Consider the following 18,294-nt stretch of genomic DNA (forward strand, 5'->3'; position numbering starts at 1 on the left):
TTGTTTTGAATTTTTAAACATGAAATTTCTGTGTGGTTATCAATTAATTTATTGATTATATTTAAGAATGGAATAATTGACCCAACGAAATAAGCCATATATTAAACAATAAAATTGAGCTTTATTTATAAAAGGACTGGTGTATGAAAGGGAAATACATCACATCGGAATACAAGAAAAACAACAAGACATAGCTCGAAACCACACAACCGGAGCAGATATGCGACATCATTTTCCGACCATTTCTGCAACTATTTCCAGAACCTCCAGGATGTCTTCATATCCATCAGCGACTGGAAATTGGCCGAAGCTTTTCTCTACCATGATACCGCTACCTGCCTGAACAAGCATCGGACCATCAGTGTTGGCACTATCGCCACAAGCGATCCAGGTCTTGCCTTGGACCCTCTCCATCACAGTTTTCAGCGCCTGGGCCTTGCTGAGATCCCTGAGAGTGAGATCAAGGAAGCCAGCAGTTGCGTCCACAATGAATTTTTGGCAGCTCTCCGACACCTGATTGTCCATCAGTTCACGAACCTGCTGATGTTTGGCTTCATCAACACCTTCTTCCCAGCCGACGGCATAACCAGCAGTCTTTTTGTTGAGGATAAAGGGATAACTCAAGCTGCTGATAAGGCTTTCCATCTGCTCGGTGAAATTGTGGACTTCAGCAGGGCTAGATGCCCGATGAATGACCCGGTCGTCGATCTTTATCATCATGCCCTTCTCGGTCACGAGATTGGGATGGTCTCCTACCCCAATCCTTTGAACGTAATCTTCAGCCTGCGCGGTAATAAGAAAAGTCTGATCGGGGATCGTTGCGAGAACTCTAAGGGCTCTCTGGCCAACATTTGCACCGGGTGGAGTTATGGTTCCATCGATATCAAGAGCAAAAGCCAGCTGTCAAAAACACCAAGTCAGTACGTATCTATAAGAATAATTTAATTCGAAATGATAAAATAAAACACCTTCTTGGCCTTCTGCGTAATCTCAGGCAAGTCCATGTCCAAGCAGCGTGTAAGAAGAGACGCCATATCAAAGAGTGTTTAAGATTGTATATGGGGCCGGATAATGGGAGTTGATGAGAAATAAGACGTGAATAACTCATTTATAGACAGCTGGATGCTCTATTCTACTTGATGACATATGCGCTTACGTCATTTTATGACTTGGACATACGGTCCCAGCGAGAAATTTAGGTATAGCATTTTTTGAAAATTTCTGTTCTCGATAGCGTTTGATTGAAACATTAATTCATGTGGTACAGCTAAGTCGCAGGATGTTTTTGGAGTCATTTGACTTGGTTGTTTGAATTGGAGGGCTTTTAAATCGCCTACATCCATACCATATAGCTTTGCAGATAAGATTTGCCAGCAAGTCTTATCGCGTGACGTAAGGGCTTACGATACAAACGTCCTAACATCGCTATAAATTCAGTTTACCGGTACAACCTTCTTATCATAAAAACCAAACTAACATGGCTTCCGCAAGTTCATCGCCGGATACGGCTGATATTGTAGCAATGATCGGTCCTGAAACTACTACATTCATTTTTGACAACAAAGAGAACGTATTCAACCGATATTTAAATCTTTATTTTTTCCTTCTCAATATTTAATTTTTGATGGCCTGTTTATGCAGATCAAGTTCGCCGTGAACTGGGAGCGTTTGAAGGAAAAGTTGAAAGAGAATAAGGAAGCACGCAAAGCAGCGAAGCGGATCAAGTCATCCCACATCGTTGATTTTTCCGGTGAAGGTCAAGATCTTGCGGACCATTTCAATGAGCAAAAAACTGCTTGGCCGATAGCCCGCTGGATTGCCCTTGGGCTTGAATCCAATCATGACGGTGCTTTGCTTCAGGCCGCAGAAAGAGGCATAATGATTTCAAAGACTCGCCCCGGCTACCCTGTCATTGGAGATCTTGATAAGCTTGCGAGATTTTTCATTTGGTTCGTCTATGTCAAGAATTCGTTCGCCGATCGTGATTTCCTCGGTCTTTTGATTGATCGTATCAAAGCCAAAATTAAAAACTAAATGTCTACAATTCAAATCGAAGCCTAGAATAAAATGCATTTGGCCAAGTCTGGGCTGGTTTTATATCATTTTTATTTGATGATTTTCAGTATGTTTGGGGCTGTTGTATAAATTGCAAATTAATTTTGAGACAAGAATATTTATTTTATCGTACACGGTATCCGCATTTGAATGCATGTTTAAGCGTTTAGTAGACTATGGCGTCCGCTCTGTCGTTTGGCCCGCTACGGTTCCGAAAATAGCTGTCGACGAGGTGCTTCCGGGGATCTTGCAGGCGGCGTTAATCCGAATTGTTACAATTGAAGTTCTGAAGTACCGCCTACTCATTTAAGGGTGGTTAGACTACATATCCTGCACTGCCGTATCGGCTTAAACAGATGAGAAGGTCGACGTTTTTAAATTAGGAGATACCAAACTCAATTTGCTATTTCCCCAAAATGCCTGACTTGACAGGATATATTGGAATGTCGCATCCGTGCATCCGTGCGCCTCCCCAGAGGTATGGATTGTGATTGCCCGCATTCGCCTGATAACCCGGACACTTGCAAGGTATCGAGATCATAGACGACTTTTCGAGTCCGACTCGATGTCAAATGAAACAAAATTGCAAAAGGAAACCTCTTGAATTAAGGATAAAAATCAATAATCTTATATTAATGGTGCATATATATCAATATTTTTATTCGTATTGCAACGCAGGACGCCCTCTGCGATGGTGTCGAATAGATAAATTGCTATATTTAATTCCCCATATACTTTATTTTCTAGTTCGAATACCTTTACTCTTACGATTGCGACTGATCAATACATGCGCTGTGGCAACTTCGGTGGGCGAGATCCGCTATCGCTCAGTAGGCAAGGGGAAGCTTCTTCCTGGAAACACGTCGCTGATTGTGACGCCGTATGAGCAGCCACCTTTAAGCTGTAACCGCTGCGTACCGATTTAAGGGGCAGGCATTCCGAGGCGAAACTGGCTTTCGAGAAAACATTGTCATCATCGGAGAGCAATATGCTGAACAGTACTATCCCAACAGCTTCATTACCGAGTATCGATCTCCTTTATGATTATGGATCGTTTTTGCGATTGAGGGATTGTGAAGGTCGTATTGGGAGCGTTGCCCAAAACAGCCGCCGTCCCCGAGTCGGCATTGTGGGCGCTGGCATCAGTGGCTTGGTGGCGGCGACTGAACTTTTGCGGGCCGGGGTGACAGATCTCGTGCTGTTTGAGGCGCGAGATCGCATGGGTGGAAGGGCTTGGTCACAAATCTTCGATCCGCTCGAACCGAATCTCATTGCCGAGATGGGTGCTATGCGCTTTCCTTCCAGCGCGACCTGTCTGTTTTATTATCTGGACAAATTCGGGATAGATACCGCAGCTTCATTTCCCGATCCGGGCATCGTGGATACTGAGATACATTACCGAGGTGAGCGTTACCTATGGCAGGCTGGCGGGCCTCCGCCACCTTTGTTCGGGCGCGTTCATCAAGGATGGCAAGCTTTGATAAACGACGGTTACGTACACGAAGGTATTCAACTGCTCGCGCCGGCTAAAATCACAAAGTTGCTTCGGTCGCGCCGCTTTGACGAGGCTCGTGAGGCTTGGCAGGCTTGGCTGGATTCGTTTCGCGACGCCTCCTTTTATTCAGCCTTGGTCACCATCTTTACCGGACCGCGGCCGCCAGGGCGCGTTCCCTGGAAAAGGCCAGAAGACTTTGAGCTTTTCGGATCTCTGGGGATTGGATCTGGAGGCTTTTTACCTGTGTACCAAGCCGCCTTTACCGAGATACTGCGTCTGGTGATCAACGGGTACGAGGACGACCAGCGCATGATTATTGGAGGGATTTCCCTGTTAGTGAAACGGTTTGCTGAACAGGAATTTCACGGTCTGAGTTTGCGGCAGCGTGTGCGCAACGGTCATGTCAGCGGTATCTCCAAACAGGGTGGCCAGATACTTGTGACATGCTCAGGAGGGCAGGTCGAGCCCTTTGACCGCGTCATCGTCACCACAAGCAATCGGACCATGGAACTGGCCCATCGTCTTACGACGGATGAAACATTTCTTAACAATGAGGTTTTGCGAGCGGTCAGACGGACCCACCTTACCGGATCTTCCAAGCTGTTTATGCTTACGGAAAGCAAGTTCTGGTTAAAAGAGGGCTTGCCGACAACTATCCTGTCTGACGGCCTTGCTAGGGGGGTCTACTGCTTAGACTATCAGCCAGATAAACCTGATGGTAAGGGCGTGGTCCTGTTAAGCTACACATGGGAAGATGATGCAAACAAAATGCTTTCCATCCTGGACAAAAAAGAAAGGTGCCAGCGTCTAGTCGATGATCTGGCCACAGTTTGCGGTGATTTCGCCCGCCATTTAGTTCCGGCGAAAGGTGACTATGAACGTCACGTCCTGCAGCACGATTGGCTAATGGATCCCTATGCAGTAGGTGCTTTTAAGCTCAATTATCCTGGGGAAGACATCTTTTCACAGCGGCTATTTTTCCAATTTGCTACCGCAAAAAGACCGGAAGAAGACACGGGTCTTTATCTAGCAGGATGTGGATGCTCCTTTACCGGCGGCTGGGTTGAGGGCGCAGTACAAACGGGCTTGAATGCCGCGTGTGCTGTCATACGCAGCTGTGGCGGCCAACTCTTACAGGGGAACCCTATTGATGAGATGGATTCCGCTTATCGATATTGAGAACCGGTAGATTTATCTTCCTTCAAATAAGGCTACTTAAATGTTTGCAACGTCTAATATCGAGAAGATTTGCCATCAAATACACGCCAGGGAAACTTCGGTGTTGGAAATCAGAGAATCGACATTAGCAGCGATGCTGCGACACAGTCAGCTCAATTGTTTCATCCAAGAACGTGGCATTGAGCAATCTTTTACCAAGCCGGATGCGGCCTGTGTGGACGCTCCACTTTTTGGGATACCGGTCTCTTTCAAAGATAACATCTGTGTTGAAGGGCAACCGGTCACCGTCGGGACGTCAGCAATGGCGGCCTGCATCGCTCCGCGTGATGCTGAAATTGTCAGGCAGCTGAAAGCCTTGGGAGCGGTGGTCTCCGGCAAGAACAACATGCACGAGCTGAGTTTTGGTATCACGTCGGTAAATGCCCAATGGGGAACCGTAGGAAACCCGGCAGCGCCTGGCTATTGCGCTGGAGGTAGCAGTGGTGGGGGTGCTGCCGCTGTGGCTGCAGGAATTGTGTTGTTGGCAGTTGGTACCGATACTGGTGGTTCGGTAAGGATACCTGCATCTTTTTGCGGCATCACCGGTTTCAGGCCCACAAGCGGGAGATGGTCATCGTCCGGCATCATTCCGGTATCGAGAACCAAAGATTCGCCCGGTTTGCTGACTCGAAGTGCGGCAGATGCCCTTTTTGTCTATAGCCATCTCTCATCGGACGAACCGATGACGGCTCCTGATAAGTCGCCTTTGCGAATAGGCTTGCCGTCTTCACTATGGACCGGGCTCGACGCCGACGTCAAGTCGGTTTGCCGTGCAGCAATTGATAGCTTAAAGTCTGTCGAACATCAATGCGTGGAGGTAGACGATACCTCGATACTTGAACTGAGCCGGACGATCACCTTTACGGTCCCGCTCTACGAATTCTTCTTGGACTTCCCAAGGACATTAGTCTCGCTAGGTTGGGAAGAAAAAATTTCTGAGGTTTTCGAGGATATTCGCGACGAGAACGTTCGCGGTATAATTCATGCGCACTTGGGTGGTGGGCTAATTGCGCCCGCGAATTATGCTGAGGCAATTTCCAATGTCGGACGATTGCGGCGGAAAATTAATGCGCTTTTTGACTTGGACGATATTGATCTGCTAGCTTATCCGACGGTCCCCCAAGCGGTACCGCTTGTTTCTGAGGCCGCGCACCCAGACATCTTTGCTGAGTGCATCAGAAACACCGACCTCGCCAGTAACGCGGCGCTTCCGTCGATTACTATCCCGGTTGCTCCTAAAGGCGCTCTCCCAGTAGGGTTAAGCTTTGATGCTGCATGTGGGAAAGATCGATACCTCTTGGAAGCTACCACGGGTCTCGAGAAAGTGATAAGCTATAAGTAAGGCTTGAAGAATTAGAGCACATGCTGTGATCAATGAATCGATTGTGATGTGACGTCGCCGGCCTAAGCTGATTCAACATCCGCAACGGAGAGGTGGATCATGGGACAGGCCTTGAGCGATGATCTGCGAATACGAGTATTGAAAGCGTCGGCGTCGGGCATGTCGGCCCGACAGGCTGCGGCTCGTTTGGTAATCCCCCCGGCAATTAACGGGCTTCAAAAGTAGAATTTTCTCGGCAATATGAACGAGGAGATTTTGATGAAGACGAGCAGATTTAGCGAACCCCAAATCCTTGCCATCCTTCGCCAGGCGGATGGGTGGGGTGCCGGTGCCCGAGCTTTGCCGGGAACATGGAATGAGCACGGCGTCCTTTTACAAATGGCGTTCCAAATATGGCGGCATGGATGCGTCGATGATTAGCCAGATGAAGGCTTTAGAGGATGAGAACCGTCGGCTGAAGAAAATGTATGCCGAGATGAGCATGCAGGCAGAACTGCTGAAGGAGGCTCTCGGAAAAAAATGACGCAGCCATCTCAACGCCGGGAGATGGCTGCGAAAACAGTGGCGCTACGTGGGGTCAGCATTGCGTTGGCCTGCCGCACCTTCGAGGTCAGCGAGACCTGCTATCGTTACAGCGCCAAGCTGAATGACGAGAACGAGCAGATCGCCGATCTCCTCATCGGGTTGACGCGGGCAAAGAAGACATGGGGCTTCGGCCTTTGCTTCCTTTACCTGCGGAATGTTCAGGGGCACCGTTGGAACCATAAACGGGTCTATCGCATCTACCGCGAACTGGAATTGAACCTCAGGATCAAGCCACGCAAGCGATTGAAGCGGGACAAGCCCGATGCCTTGGCTGTGCCAGAAGCGCCGAACATGGTGTGGTCGATGGACTTCATGGCAGACCGCCTGGAGGACGGTAGGCAGTTCCGGCTGCTCAACGTCCTGGACGACTTCAACCGGGAGGGGCTGGGCATCGAGGTGGATTTTTCGCTACCTGCCGAGCGCGTCATCCGGAGCCTCAACCAAATCATCGAATGGCGGGGAAAACCGTTCGCCATCCGTGTCGACAATGGCCCGGAATATATCAGCGGCAAACTCATGGAATGGGCTGAGAACCAAGGCATCGCCTTGAACCATATCCAGCCAGGCAAGCCGCAACAGAACGCCTATGTTGAGCGCTACAATCGCACCGTCCGGCACGAATGGCTCGACCAATACATCATCGTAAGCATCGAGGAGGCACAGGAATTCGCCACACAATGGCTATGGACCTATAACAACGAACGGCCCAATATGGGCATTGGCGGCATCACGCCCGCACAGAAACTGAAAATGGCTGCGTGAATTCTACTGCCGAGCCCCGTTAGAAACGGGGGGATTACCGTTTCGGCGTTGGAATTTCGACCGCGATCCGCTGGATCGCGAGAGCGCGACAGGGCGACAGGGCGACAGGGCGAGTTAAGGCCTCGGCCACAAGGCTGGCGACGACCATCGGCCGTTGATGCCCACGAGGAATTCGTTATCGCGTTGATCGATGACCGTAAGGATGTGACGCTCGATGAGATGGTTGGGCGCTTGTTCGCTGCGATGATTCTGTTTGAGAAGTTCGCCCAGCACCAGCCGCTCAATCGCCAGAGCGAACGCTATGTCCGCTAGGGCGTCGACCTTGGCTTATCGACATTGGCCGACCAAGTCGGAGCATGTGCCGCGGCGCTGAAGCCAATCCATTCGTTGATCGAAGCACATGCTCCGGCTGCTGAGCGACTTCATGGCGACGACAGTGTGCTGCAGAGCGCGCGGAAAGGATGGTCTATATGGCCTGACAAACTGTGTGCTTGAAGCTGCGATAGTGATGAGGGTTGGCCCCTCGGGTTCGGCTTTCAGGAGCTGGGCTCAAACCACTCCAAGCGGCTGCGTTTAAGAGACGTGGTCGTGAGCGTTGGAGGTAATACATCCCATACATGAGGTTGCTGCTCCCCTCGGCTGATGAGAACATCCGCCTTGGTTTGTCAAAGACCTTAGGAGAGCAGCGATGCAATATTACGTTGGATTGGACGTCAGCCTCAAGAGCACACACATTTGCGTTATGGATCAAGATCGCCGAGTGGTGTGGCGCGGGAGCGCGGATACGCAGCCGTCGATGATCGCCGAGCGACTGAAGAGATGGAAAGACCATCTGGTGAAGGTCGGGCTTGAGACAGGGTCGCTAGCGCCCTGGCTCTACCATGAACTGAAGGATCTTGGCTTTCCTATCATCTGCATGGATGCGCGGCGGGCGGCCGATGCCCTGAAGGCGCGGCCTGAGAAGACCGACAAGGCGGACGCGCAGGCACTTGCCGAGATGCTGGCGAGCGGCTGGTATTCTGCGGTACATGTGAAGACCATGGAAAGTCATCGGCTAAAGGCGCTGTTGGGCGCGCGTGAGCAACTCGTCAACGTCAAGCGCCAGCTTTATGGACAAGTTCGTGGGCTGCTGCGGCCGTTCGGCATCAAGATTTCGGCTCGAGCCGGAGGTAAGCGGTTCGATGAGGAGGTGCGATCTTCCTGCAACCGACATGATGCTCTGTATATCGGGATTGCGGCACTTCTTGATACGCTTGCACGGGTTGAGGTGGAATTGGCCGGCCTGGATAAGAAGGTGCGGCAAATAACGGCCGCATCGAAGCCGTGCTGGCATCTGATGTCGGTGCCTGGCGTCGGACCGCTGACTTCCCTAGCCTTCGTGGCGACGGTGGAAGATCCGCGACGTTTTGGAAAAAGCCGATCAATCGGTTCTTACGTTGGCCTGACACCAAAAAGGTACCAGTCGGGCGATCGAGATGTGACAGGCTCGATCTCCAAACAGGGCGACGATATGTTGCGGCACTATCTATATGAGGCAGCGGGTTGTCTCCTGACAACGGTGACCGCGCCGTCCACCTTGCGGAGCTGGGGGTTGAAGTTAGCGAAACGATTGGGCCCAAAGCGGGCGCGAACGGCGGTGGCACGCAAATTGGCCGTCCTGCTGCTTGGGCTTTGGAAGAGGGAAGATCATTTCCAAGCCGTGCCGAGCGGCAAAGCCTTTTAGAACCGTTTTTTGAAGTTCGTTCGCGGATAAAGTCCTCAATGTCCATGAGGTGAAGCGACCGGACCGGGACGGACGAATGCGAGACAGTTGGATGCGGATCGAAGACCGCGTTTAATACACTGCATCGGCCCCTGGATATGAAGCGAAAAGCCCCGGATAGTGGTGGTGGAAATGGATAGACCGCACACCGAAGAGAACCATGGGACGCTTGTTATGCTTCAACCGGATTGGATAAAGACAAAGCGAACAAAAAACTTGACGCAGCAGCCAAATGTAGAGAACCAACCGTCATTGATCAGAACCCTTGCGCCCAATGGCGTCGGCCAATTGACATGATCTTCCATGGACGTTGCTGGAGCGTTCTCCAAGCGTAACAGCAGTGATCGACGATATCCTCGTAGGACTTGAAGACGCGGTTTGAGAGCCAGTTGTCCCTCATGAATTGCCAAATGTTTTCAACGGGGTTCAATTCAGGTGATTTGGGCGGCAGTGGCAGGATGGTGATGTTTCCTGGGACGACGAGATTGTTGGACATATGCCATCCGGCTTGGTCCATGATGAGCACGGCGTGTGCGTTATCGGCGACATTGCGGGATATCTCGATGAGGTGCTGGTTCATGGCATGGGTGTCGCACCACGGCATGACGAGAGCGGCAGCCTTGCCCTGTTTGGGACAGATGGCACCGAAGATATAGGCCGATCGGGTTCGCTGGTCGTGCGGTGCGGACGGCCTTGTTCCCCGCTTGGCCCAGCGGCGGGTGATCTTGTTCTTCTGGCCTATCCGGGCTTCATCCTTACATGAGAGTTCGCGCGTCAACCGTTATCTTGCCATGTTTTTCCACCCTCCAATTCCAGACAATCATTGCGAGTTTGGGGCGGCGCTGTGCGGCAGCCTTGGCTGCGTAACCTTACATGCGGTCGGGTTCAACGTGGAACCTGTAACCATAATGCCTCATGCACGAGGCAAGCCCCATTGAGCACGACCAACCTGAAACGCGGTTTTTTAGACCAGTGAGGAAGACGGTCGTGCTCCTCGCACAGCCAGCAAATGCTGGCTGTGATTTCTATGCTGCTCGGAGAACGGCTCCGGCCGGGATTTCGCCGCTCTCAGTATAGCGCCAGAGCGCGATCAGAAGCTTGCGTGCCATCGCGACGATCGCGATGCGGCGGGCTCGCCCTTTCAAATTGCCGACCCTCTGGTGGAACCACGAACTGAGGTCACTTTTCGGCTGATACCGCAGCCAAAGCCAAGCTGCCTGGACCAATGTCTTTCGCGCTCGAGCATTGCCTGCTCGACCGATGCGCCGGTCTCTATCGACATTGCCACTTTGATGCGGCATGGGCGCAAGGCCGACGTAACTCGCCAACTGTTTTCTATTTCCAAAATGGCGATAGAAGACCTCGCGTGTCAGCACCGCTGCGAAGTTGTCACCAATGCCATAAATCTCGCTTAGAGCGGTCACCTTCGTGGTGATCGCATCGCCTGACGTAGCCGTCAGGTGTTCATCGCGCTCGTTGTCAAGCTCGCTGATCAGCTCACGGACAAGGACCAGGCGGCGACGTAATCGGTTCAACTCCGAAGTAAGATGTTGTGGCAGCTTGCGTCCGTCGCCGGTCTCAAGAAGCGCCATGTCTCGCTCCCAGCTGCGCAGTGATGGCCGTGCGCGGATACCCTGGGTGAAAAGGAGAGCTGATATGCGATTTTCGATCCGAGTTCGCTCCTGCACGAGATAATCTCGCTCTCGATGCACCCGTTTGCCATCCTCCTCATCAGGGGTTGGTACGCGCACCATGCTGCATATCTGGCTATCTCCTGCGATGTAGGCGGCGAGAACACGCAACATTCCTTCGGCATCCAGACGATCGGTCTTTGCTCGTTTCGCCCTTCGATTTACCAGAATGCTCGTTGGCTCCACCACATACGTCGGAATATCTTGCGCCATCAGTAGACGATGAAGCCAAAATCCATCACGTCCCGCCTCGAAGCAAACCGCAATGGGCGACAGGGTACCTTGCTCCTGTCCGCTTGCCCGCAGCCCATTCAATAACCGCAGTAGCGTCGCGGTATCGCCAGCACTGACGCGGTGCATCTGGCTGCTCCGGGCACCCGCCTCGCGAGTGCCAACAAGCCACAGGGAGTTACTGAGTTCGAGAGCAACGAGGATAGTATCACTGGTAAATGACATGATCGGCTCCTTAGTTTGTGGACGCCGCATTATGACCTGGAGGTCAGCTGGTGTCCGCCCTCATAGCATCTGAAACCAGATTTCGATCACTTTGCCCTTGGCGGGACCGGCGGCGATTTCTGCCACAGCGGCGGTGAAGTTATGGAATGGCTCGCCCCTCCCTCCCACATCGTGCATTTTGCATGAAGAGACTTAACAAGGAGCAGAGCAATGCAGATAGCTGTGTTAGGAATTGATCTTGGAAAGAATAGCTGCAGTGTGGTTGGACTTGACGAGCGTGGCCAAGTCGTACTTCGGCGACGGTTGCGTCGAGAGGGTGTCATCAAACTCGGCTCAACTCTGCCGACGTGCATAATGGCGATGGAAGCGTGCTGTGGCGCCCACCATGTTGGTCGGCAACTTCAGTCTCAAGGTCATGATGTTCGTCTGATGTCACCCGAATATGTGCGTCCTTACATAAAGGCTCAAAAGAATGATGACCGCGACGCAGAGGGAATAGCGGAAGCGGCTACGCGTCCGACGATGCGTTTCGTGGAAATCAAGGACGAAAACCAGTTGGATATGCAGACCCTCCACCGTGCGCGTGACCGTCTCGTCGCGGAACGGACTGCTTTGATCAACCAACTGCGAGCGATCCTCTTGGAGCGCGGCCTTACCGTTCCGCAAGGTCGTCGTAAGCTCGAGATCTGGCTTGACATGAAAACTGATGAAGGAAAGCCCGCCCTCAGTCGCCGGACAATAACCCTCATAGCGGATATGCGTGCACAGTGGAGTGAGATGGACCGCCGCATCGCAGCATTTGACGATGAATTCAAAGCCCATGCCCGGTCTGATCAGCCATGCCGGCTTCTAGCCACTATCCCCGGCATTGGACCTCTGAACGCAACTGCGTTGGTTGCGTCAGTTGGGGATGCGCAAACCTTTGGACGCGGCAGAGACCTGGCGGCTTGGCTAGGCCTTGTGCCACGACAGATAACAACCGGGGGGAAACCGAAATTGCTTGGTATCACCAAACGAGGAAATGGATATCTAAGTGTCTGTTCAAGAATGGCGGGCGTGCGCGGGGTTGAGTGAAGGGCGGCAATCAGATTCTTTGTATTTTGCGACAAATACGGAGAGATCGAATGGCCTGGACACCCTTCACCCGGCGTCACCATGACAGAAGCCGCATGCGCTACGCAAGTGATCTGAATGACCGTGAGTGGAGCTTGATCGAGCCCCTCATGCCGAGGCAGCCTCGACTGGGCCGCAGACGCAAGACGTCGCTTCGGGCGGTGATGGACGCGATTTTTTATCTGCTGCAGTCAGGCTGCCAATGGGCATTGCTGCCGCATGATTTTCCACCGAAGAGCACGGTCTACCATTATTTCAAACGGTTTTGCCGGGACGGGACGTGGCGTCGTATCCATGACGCGCTCTACTGCCGAACGCGGCAGCTTGAGGGGCGAGAAGAGCAACCGTCATTTGCCATCATCGATAGCCAATCAGTGAAGACCGGCCCGGATGCTCGTCTCGATATCGGCTATGATGCGGGTAAGAAGATCAAGGGCCGCAAGCGGCACATTCTGGTCGATACTCTTGGCATGCTTCTGAAAGCCGAGGTCCACTCGGCAGGAATTCAGGATCGTGATGGAGCAGCACTTGTTTTCGACAGGCTCGCCAACCGTTTTCCCTTTATCGAGAAAATCTGCGGCGACGGCGGCTATCAGGGCACAACAGTAGAAGAGGCCAGCCCGCGACCGATGGAGATTATCAAACGAAACCAGGCCGGTTTCCAGGTGCTACCAAAGCGATGGATTGTCGAACGAACGCTGGCGTGGCTCGGCATAAACCGCCGAATGGCAAAGGATTTCGAGCGTTTCTCGGCCACAAGCCTAGCCTTCATCCAAACAGCAATGATCAAGCTCATGACAAGAAGGCTCGCTCGATACCCGCTTTCTTGAACAGACTCTAAGAAAGATGATCATCCACGGCGCGCGCGCAGCTCTTCCAATGCTTTCCAAATCTGCGACGCCTCTTGGCGACTGGTTACGGGGTCTACTTGGTCGCGCTCACAAGAACAAAGTGATCGTTGCACTCGCAGCAAAGTTAGCGCGTATCGTGTGGGCTGTGTTGCAAAGCGGCCGTCCCTACAAAGAAAACGGCTTGGGTTCGATAATCCAAGCATAACCAAATAATCAGCAACGATCGCCGCTGGCGGACGCTGCTGAAGATATCTGCATGTGGTTGTGAAAGATGGCCTGACTGTCGAACGGCATTTCGAAATCCTGGTTAAAAAAATGGCGCAAGCCGCCGAGGAAGTTATGAGGATCGAAATGCGCGGAGCTCCATCTTGGCCAGGGTTTTCCCTGAGACCGGATACGTTGGCGCAGACTTGTTCAAACATCGATCATAAAGCGCTTGCAGACGGGGCGAGCCATACGTTTTTAAATGCCTAGGCCGCCTCCGGATCCTGCGCATGATGCCTTGGGCGAGCCGAGAGCTTGCGATAGCCCATGGCACGCACTTCCCGGCCAAGGGTCTCCTCGCTCACCGAAATGCGGAACTCTTCCCAAATCCATTGGGCCAGATCACACAGACGCCACCGAACGACGCCATCTAGATAGGGTGTCGGTCCGCGCACGATGGCTTTCGCCAAGGCCGATCGCTGTTCGTCATTCAGGAGAGAAGGCTTTCCCGGAGCCTTGCCGTTGATCAGTCCGTCGGGACCGCGAGCATTGAAGCGCACCACCCAGTCGCGCACGATCTGAACTGTCACGCTGCCGAGCCGAGCGGCATCGGCGCGTGAGCCGCCGTCATAGATCGATGCGAGCGAAAGAAGCCGCCGCGCCTGATCGGCATCGCGCGTCTGACGAGCTAGCCGCCGCAACCTGACCCCGTCGAAATCCGACCGCAATGAAAGCGCTGAACCCATCGCAAACCTCCTGTTTGCTCCACAGATTCAGATGGGGTGGTTGCCGCCCTCCCAAAACGGCATCGCAATGTGCCAAGATGTGGTGTTGTGACCACTTAGCGGAAAGGACGGCAACCGTTATGAACGATACGATGATTGGCGTGGATTTGGCAAAGAATGTCTTTCAACTGCACGGTGCTTCGATGAGCGGGCAAGTCAGGTTTCGAAAGAAGCTGTCACGGCAGAACTTTTCCAAGTTCATGGCGGAACACCCACCGGCGTTGGTGGTGATGGAGGCCTGCGGCAGCGCGCATTACTGGGCACGTGAGATGGTTAGGCTTGGCCACGAAGTGAAGCTGATCGCGGCGCAATATGTACGGCCGTTCGTCAAGCGACAGAAAAACGATGCGACGGACGCGGAGGCTATCGTAATTGCGGCCCAGCGACCGGAAATGCGCTTCGTGGAGCCAAAATCCGCGGATCAGCAGAGCCGAGCGATTCTGTTTCGGGCTCGAGAACGCCTCGTCCATCAGCGCACAGAACTGATCAACGCGCTGAGAGCATGCCTTTATGAATATGGCCATGTTGTTCCTCAAGGTCGTAACCACTTCAAGCGTATTGAAGAGATTTTGGACGGGCAAAACAGCGACTTGCCTGTGTTGATGCTTGAAGAATGCCGCGACTTGTTGAAACAGATCGCTGAGAAGACGGCTCGCATCGATGAACGGACCGCAAAGATCAAGGCATTGTCGGCTGAAGCTGACACGGCGCGGCGCTTGCAGACCATTCCTGGCGTTGGCCCTTTGACAGCCCTGGCGATCGAAGCCTTTGCTCCGCAAATGGAGAACTTCCGGCGTGGCCGTGACTTCGCCGCATGGCTCGGCCTTGTGCCACGTCAGTTCTCGTCGGGCGGCAAACAACGACTGGGACGCATTTCCAAGTCAGGGCAGTCTGATATCCGCAGGCTGCTGATTATTGGGGCAATGACACGCCTGAACTGGCTGGGCCGGAAATCCATACCCGAAGGATCGTGGTTGGCGCGCATGCTCGCGCGAAAGCCCCGAATGTTGGTCGCGATCGCACTGGCCAACAAGATGGCGCGCACGGTCTGGGCATTGCTGACAAAACATGAGGATTATCGAGTTCCGGCACAGGCGCCAACAACATGATGAAGGTGTTGTAGGTAGCCTAATGTCGGAAAAAGGGGTGTGAGAAGGCGACGACCCGAATGGGCAAATGATCGAAAAGATCTGGATCGGGAAAACCAGCCTTGAATCATGAGCAGAAGAGCTCGGGATTCTGGAGGGTTATTTGAGGTCGCATGGGACGGTGCGGCGGGTTCGGGCGACCTCATGTAAGCCGGATTGAACTAAGACGCGGGTTGTTTGACGCTGCTATGGGGAATTGAGAAGTGGCCCGATGTCGGCAGAGCCGGAACCATGCCGTCCCGATTGCTCCGAGGGTGTCGCTGATCCTGAGAATCGACATTCCTGAGCGTTTTGCCGGAGACCTTGCAACCTGTGGGCCAAATGTACCGGGATCTGACGCGGTTCGGTCTTGCTGGGGTCGAGCGATATCGATCGCCGGCACAGCGGCGAGCGAGTGGGAATATGCTGTAATGTTTGCGGTTGTCTGACATCATGAAGTATCGCACCAGAAGGATGATGGCCGAGGCGGTGAAACAGGCGCGACGGTGACGCCAGTTCGACGCATGGGGTGCTGGCAATCGGGGCATTCGAAGGAATGGGCCTGTTGAGATTTTGTCGAATGGGATCGCTCGCCTATCGGTGATAGTTGGCCGAGGAGGCTTCTGCAGAGAGCGATACGATCGCGCCGGTGACAATTGGCGAGAAAGCCAAAATGGCGCATGCGGTGGAAGCCATCCGGAAGCACATGAAGGAGAAAGCGCCGGATGAACTCGTGGGGATGAAGACGCATGATCTTCTCACGGTCGCGACCGTTTCCACGATAATCCTTCCATCGGAAGGCGACATGGTCGTCATCGACATGGACGATGCGGCTGTTTGCGATGGCAACACGATGGGTGTAGCGGCCAAGATAGGCGAGCACTTGATCCGGACCACCGAATGGCGGCTTCGAATAGACCACCCATTCGATGCTGCGAGCGCGGGCAAGATGGCGGGCGAATGTCTTGTTATCGTTGAGATGAGCGAGTTCGTTGAAGAATTGCAGCTCGTCTTTGGCAAAGGCATCAGCGAGAGCTGTCAGGAAAAGCCGGCGAAACAGACGTGACAGCACGCGAACGGGCAGAAAGAAGCCCGATCGGCAATTGATCCACCTTGTTCGATCGGGTGAGAGGCCTCCACCCGGTACGACACAATGGACATGGGGATGGTGGGTCATGGCCTGGCCCCAGGTGTGGAGCACAGCGGTTACACCGATCTCTGCGCCCAGCCACTTGGGGTTAGCTGCGATGGTCTGCAGGGTCTCGGCCGAGATCCGCATCAATAATGCATAGACGACCGCCTTGTTCTGGAAGGCGATCTCAGCGACACCACGTGGCATCGTAAAGACCACATGGAAATAGGGGACCGGCAAGAGATCGGCGATGCGAGCATCGACCCATTCCTTGCGAGCAGCTCCCTGACACTTTGGGCAATGACGATTGCGGCAGGAGTTATAGGAGATGCGGGTTTTGCCGCACTTATCGCAGGCATTGACGTGACCGCCAAGCCTGGGTGTCCGGCAGGCTTCTATCGCTCCCATGACACGTCGTTCGCCGCGGCCAAGATGACCGGCGTTCTCGCGTCTGTAAGGGCCACCATGCCACCGAAAGATGTCGGCGACTTCGAAGGCGGGACGCAACCTGCTACGCTTCCGGCGGGGTCACCTCCAATCGCAAACGGTCAAGGGGACTGGCGGTCGACCTGATGGTGTCGGTGGACACCTGTGCATAATGCGCAGTGCTGGATAGATAGGCATGGCCAAGCAAGACCTGGATGATCCGGATATCGGTGCCATTCTCCAGAAGGTGCGTTGCAAAGGAATGCCGCAACGTATGGACGGTGACCCGCTTTGAAAGGCCAGTAGCGGCAACCGCTGAACGACAGGCGGCGTTCAAAACGGTCGGTTCGATCGGCCTGTCGGCATCGCGCCCTGGAAAAAGGAACCCGGTGGGTCGCGATAGACGCCAATAACTGCGTAAAATGCCCAGCAGCTCGTTTGACAGCATGACGTATCGGGCTTTGGCGCCTTTGCCATGACGAACATGGATCACCATCCGGGAACTGTCGATATCCTCGATCTTCAGACCACAGACCTCGCCGACCCTGAGGCCAGCGGCATAAGCTGTGGTCAGCGCTACACGCGCCTTGAGACTGGAGACGGCCTCAAGAAATTGGGCCACCTCGTCCGCCGACAGAACAACGGGGATCTTGCGGGGTTTGCGCGCGTATGGAATCCGCTCAGGGACATCGTCTTGGGCCAAGGTAATGCCATAGAAAAATCGGAGAGCACACACGATCTGATTTAACGATGCCCACGATATCCCCGTCGAGACAAGGTGAACCTGGAACGTGCGAATGTCGTCGAGATTAAGCCGATCAGGTGATCGGGAGAAATAGCGGCTGAACTTCCGGACTGCACTGATGTAGGATCTTTGGGTCGCCGGGGACAAATTGCGGATCGTCATGTCCTCAATCATCCGGCGGCGAAGAGGGCTTATCTCAGCCATCGGGGCCTCCTGTCTGAAGGGTGGGTTGCAACACAACCATCCTCTCAGTCAGGGCGCTCTCGTCAAAGCCCGCCGCAAATCGCCGCGATCAGCGGCTTAGTTCAATCAGATTTGGACCCGACCCGCAGATCACCATACCGGCCAGCGGCTTCTGTAAACGCCGTATCTACAGGCCTCACAGAAGACCGCACTCGATCACATGACCTTCGGTTCAAAGACTTCTTGCATCACGGGCGGCAACCACAGAAGATTCGTCCGTCGTTGGGAATCCCCAAGAGAGTCAGCCTTACCGACGACTGGTATAAGTCCAGGGCAAACCCTGGGCGGGTACGCATCCGAGA

Annotated in this window: 11 protein-coding genes and 5 pseudogenes; 10 read left to right on the forward strand and 6 right to left on the reverse strand. The window is 53.5% G+C overall.

Annotation, left to right across the window (positions count from 1 at the left end; all coding sequences use genetic code 11):
- Positions 1–228 precede the first annotated feature (228 nt).
- Complete coding sequence (locus tag J5289_RS28025; protein WP_209207785.1) at positions 229–735, reverse strand: HAD hydrolase family protein; 507 nt, start codon at positions 733–735, stop codon at positions 229–231.
- Between the two features lie 900 nt (positions 736–1,635).
- On the opposite strand from J5289_RS28025, the gene J5289_RS28030 reads away from it, so the two are divergent.
- From J5289_RS28030 to J5289_RS28060, 7 genes and pseudogenes are all read left to right on the forward strand, one after another.
- Complete coding sequence (locus tag J5289_RS28030) at positions 1,636–2,034, forward strand: hypothetical protein (RefSeq protein ID WP_209207784.1); 399 nt, start codon at positions 1,636–1,638, stop codon at positions 2,032–2,034.
- Between the two features lie 1,009 nt (positions 2,035–3,043).
- Complete coding sequence (locus J5289_RS28035) at positions 3,044–4,729, forward strand: NAD(P)/FAD-dependent oxidoreductase (RefSeq protein ID WP_209207783.1); 1,686 nt, start codon at positions 3,044–3,046, stop codon at positions 4,727–4,729.
- A 40-nt stretch (positions 4,730–4,769) separates the two neighbouring features.
- The gene (locus J5289_RS28040) at positions 4,770–6,110 is read left to right on the forward strand and encodes an amidase family protein (RefSeq protein ID WP_209207782.1); all 1,341 of its coding nucleotides are present in this window, start codon (positions 4,770–4,772) and stop codon (positions 6,108–6,110) included.
- 258 nt (positions 6,111–6,368) lie between these two features.
- A pseudogene (locus tag J5289_RS28045) lies at positions 6,369–7,457 on the forward strand (IS3 family transposase).
- A gap of 38 nt (positions 7,458–7,495) precedes the next feature.
- Positions 7,496–7,691: pseudogene (locus tag J5289_RS28050) on the forward strand (IS630 family transposase); the annotation flags it as partial.
- 6 nt (positions 7,692–7,697) lie between these two features.
- A pseudogene (locus J5289_RS28055) lies at positions 7,698–7,919 on the forward strand (transposase); the annotation flags it as partial.
- A 226-nt stretch (positions 7,920–8,145) separates the two neighbouring features.
- Complete coding sequence (locus tag J5289_RS28060; RefSeq protein WP_209207781.1) at positions 8,146–9,180, forward strand: IS110 family transposase; 1,035 nt, start codon at positions 8,146–8,148, stop codon at positions 9,178–9,180.
- Between the two features lie 295 nt (positions 9,181–9,475).
- Here J5289_RS28060 and J5289_RS28065 read toward each other — a convergent pair.
- A pseudogene (locus tag J5289_RS28065) lies at positions 9,476–9,988 on the reverse strand (IS630 family transposase); the annotation flags it as partial.
- Positions 9,989–10,244: 256 nt separating this feature from the next.
- A complete protein-coding gene (locus J5289_RS28070; RefSeq protein WP_209208105.1) occupies positions 10,245–11,366 on the reverse strand; it encodes an IS110 family transposase in 1,122 nt (373 codons plus the stop codon).
- 210 nt (positions 11,367–11,576) lie between these two features.
- Between J5289_RS28070 and J5289_RS28075 the strand changes: the two are divergent.
- Both J5289_RS28075 and J5289_RS28080 read left to right on the forward strand, forming a co-directional pair.
- Positions 11,577–12,398 (forward strand): annotated as a pseudogene (locus tag J5289_RS28075) (IS110 family transposase); the annotation flags it as partial.
- Positions 12,399–12,490: 92 nt separating this feature from the next.
- Positions 12,491–13,309: an IS5 family transposase gene (locus tag J5289_RS28080; RefSeq protein WP_219276561.1), complete on the forward strand. Its 819-nt coding sequence runs from the start codon at positions 12,491–12,493 to the stop codon at positions 13,307–13,309.
- A 491-nt stretch (positions 13,310–13,800) separates the two neighbouring features.
- Here the strand turns inward: J5289_RS28080 and J5289_RS28085 are convergent, their stop codons facing one another.
- A complete protein-coding gene (locus J5289_RS28085; protein WP_209208116.1) occupies positions 13,801–14,280 on the reverse strand; it encodes a winged helix-turn-helix domain-containing protein in 480 nt (159 codons plus the stop codon).
- Positions 14,281–14,399: 119 nt separating this feature from the next.
- On the opposite strand from J5289_RS28085, the gene J5289_RS28090 reads away from it, so the two are divergent.
- Positions 14,400–15,428: an IS110 family transposase gene (locus J5289_RS28090; RefSeq protein ID WP_209208108.1), complete on the forward strand. Its 1,029-nt coding sequence runs from the start codon at positions 14,400–14,402 to the stop codon at positions 15,426–15,428.
- Between the two features lie 469 nt (positions 15,429–15,897).
- Here the strand turns inward: J5289_RS28090 and J5289_RS28095 are convergent, their stop codons facing one another.
- Positions 15,898–17,085: an IS91 family transposase gene (locus J5289_RS28095; RefSeq protein WP_162854796.1), complete on the reverse strand. Its 1,188-nt coding sequence runs from the start codon at positions 17,083–17,085 to the stop codon at positions 15,898–15,900.
- 4 nt (positions 17,086–17,089) lie between these two features.
- A complete protein-coding gene (locus J5289_RS28100) occupies positions 17,090–17,953 on the reverse strand; it encodes a site-specific integrase (RefSeq protein WP_111220930.1) in 864 nt (287 codons plus the stop codon).
- Positions 17,954–18,294 lie beyond the last annotated feature (341 nt).

The organism is Rhizobium sp. B230/85 (genome assembly GCF_019355735.1).
Taxonomy (GTDB): domain Bacteria; phylum Pseudomonadota; class Alphaproteobacteria; order Rhizobiales; family Rhizobiaceae; genus Rhizobium; species Rhizobium rhododendri.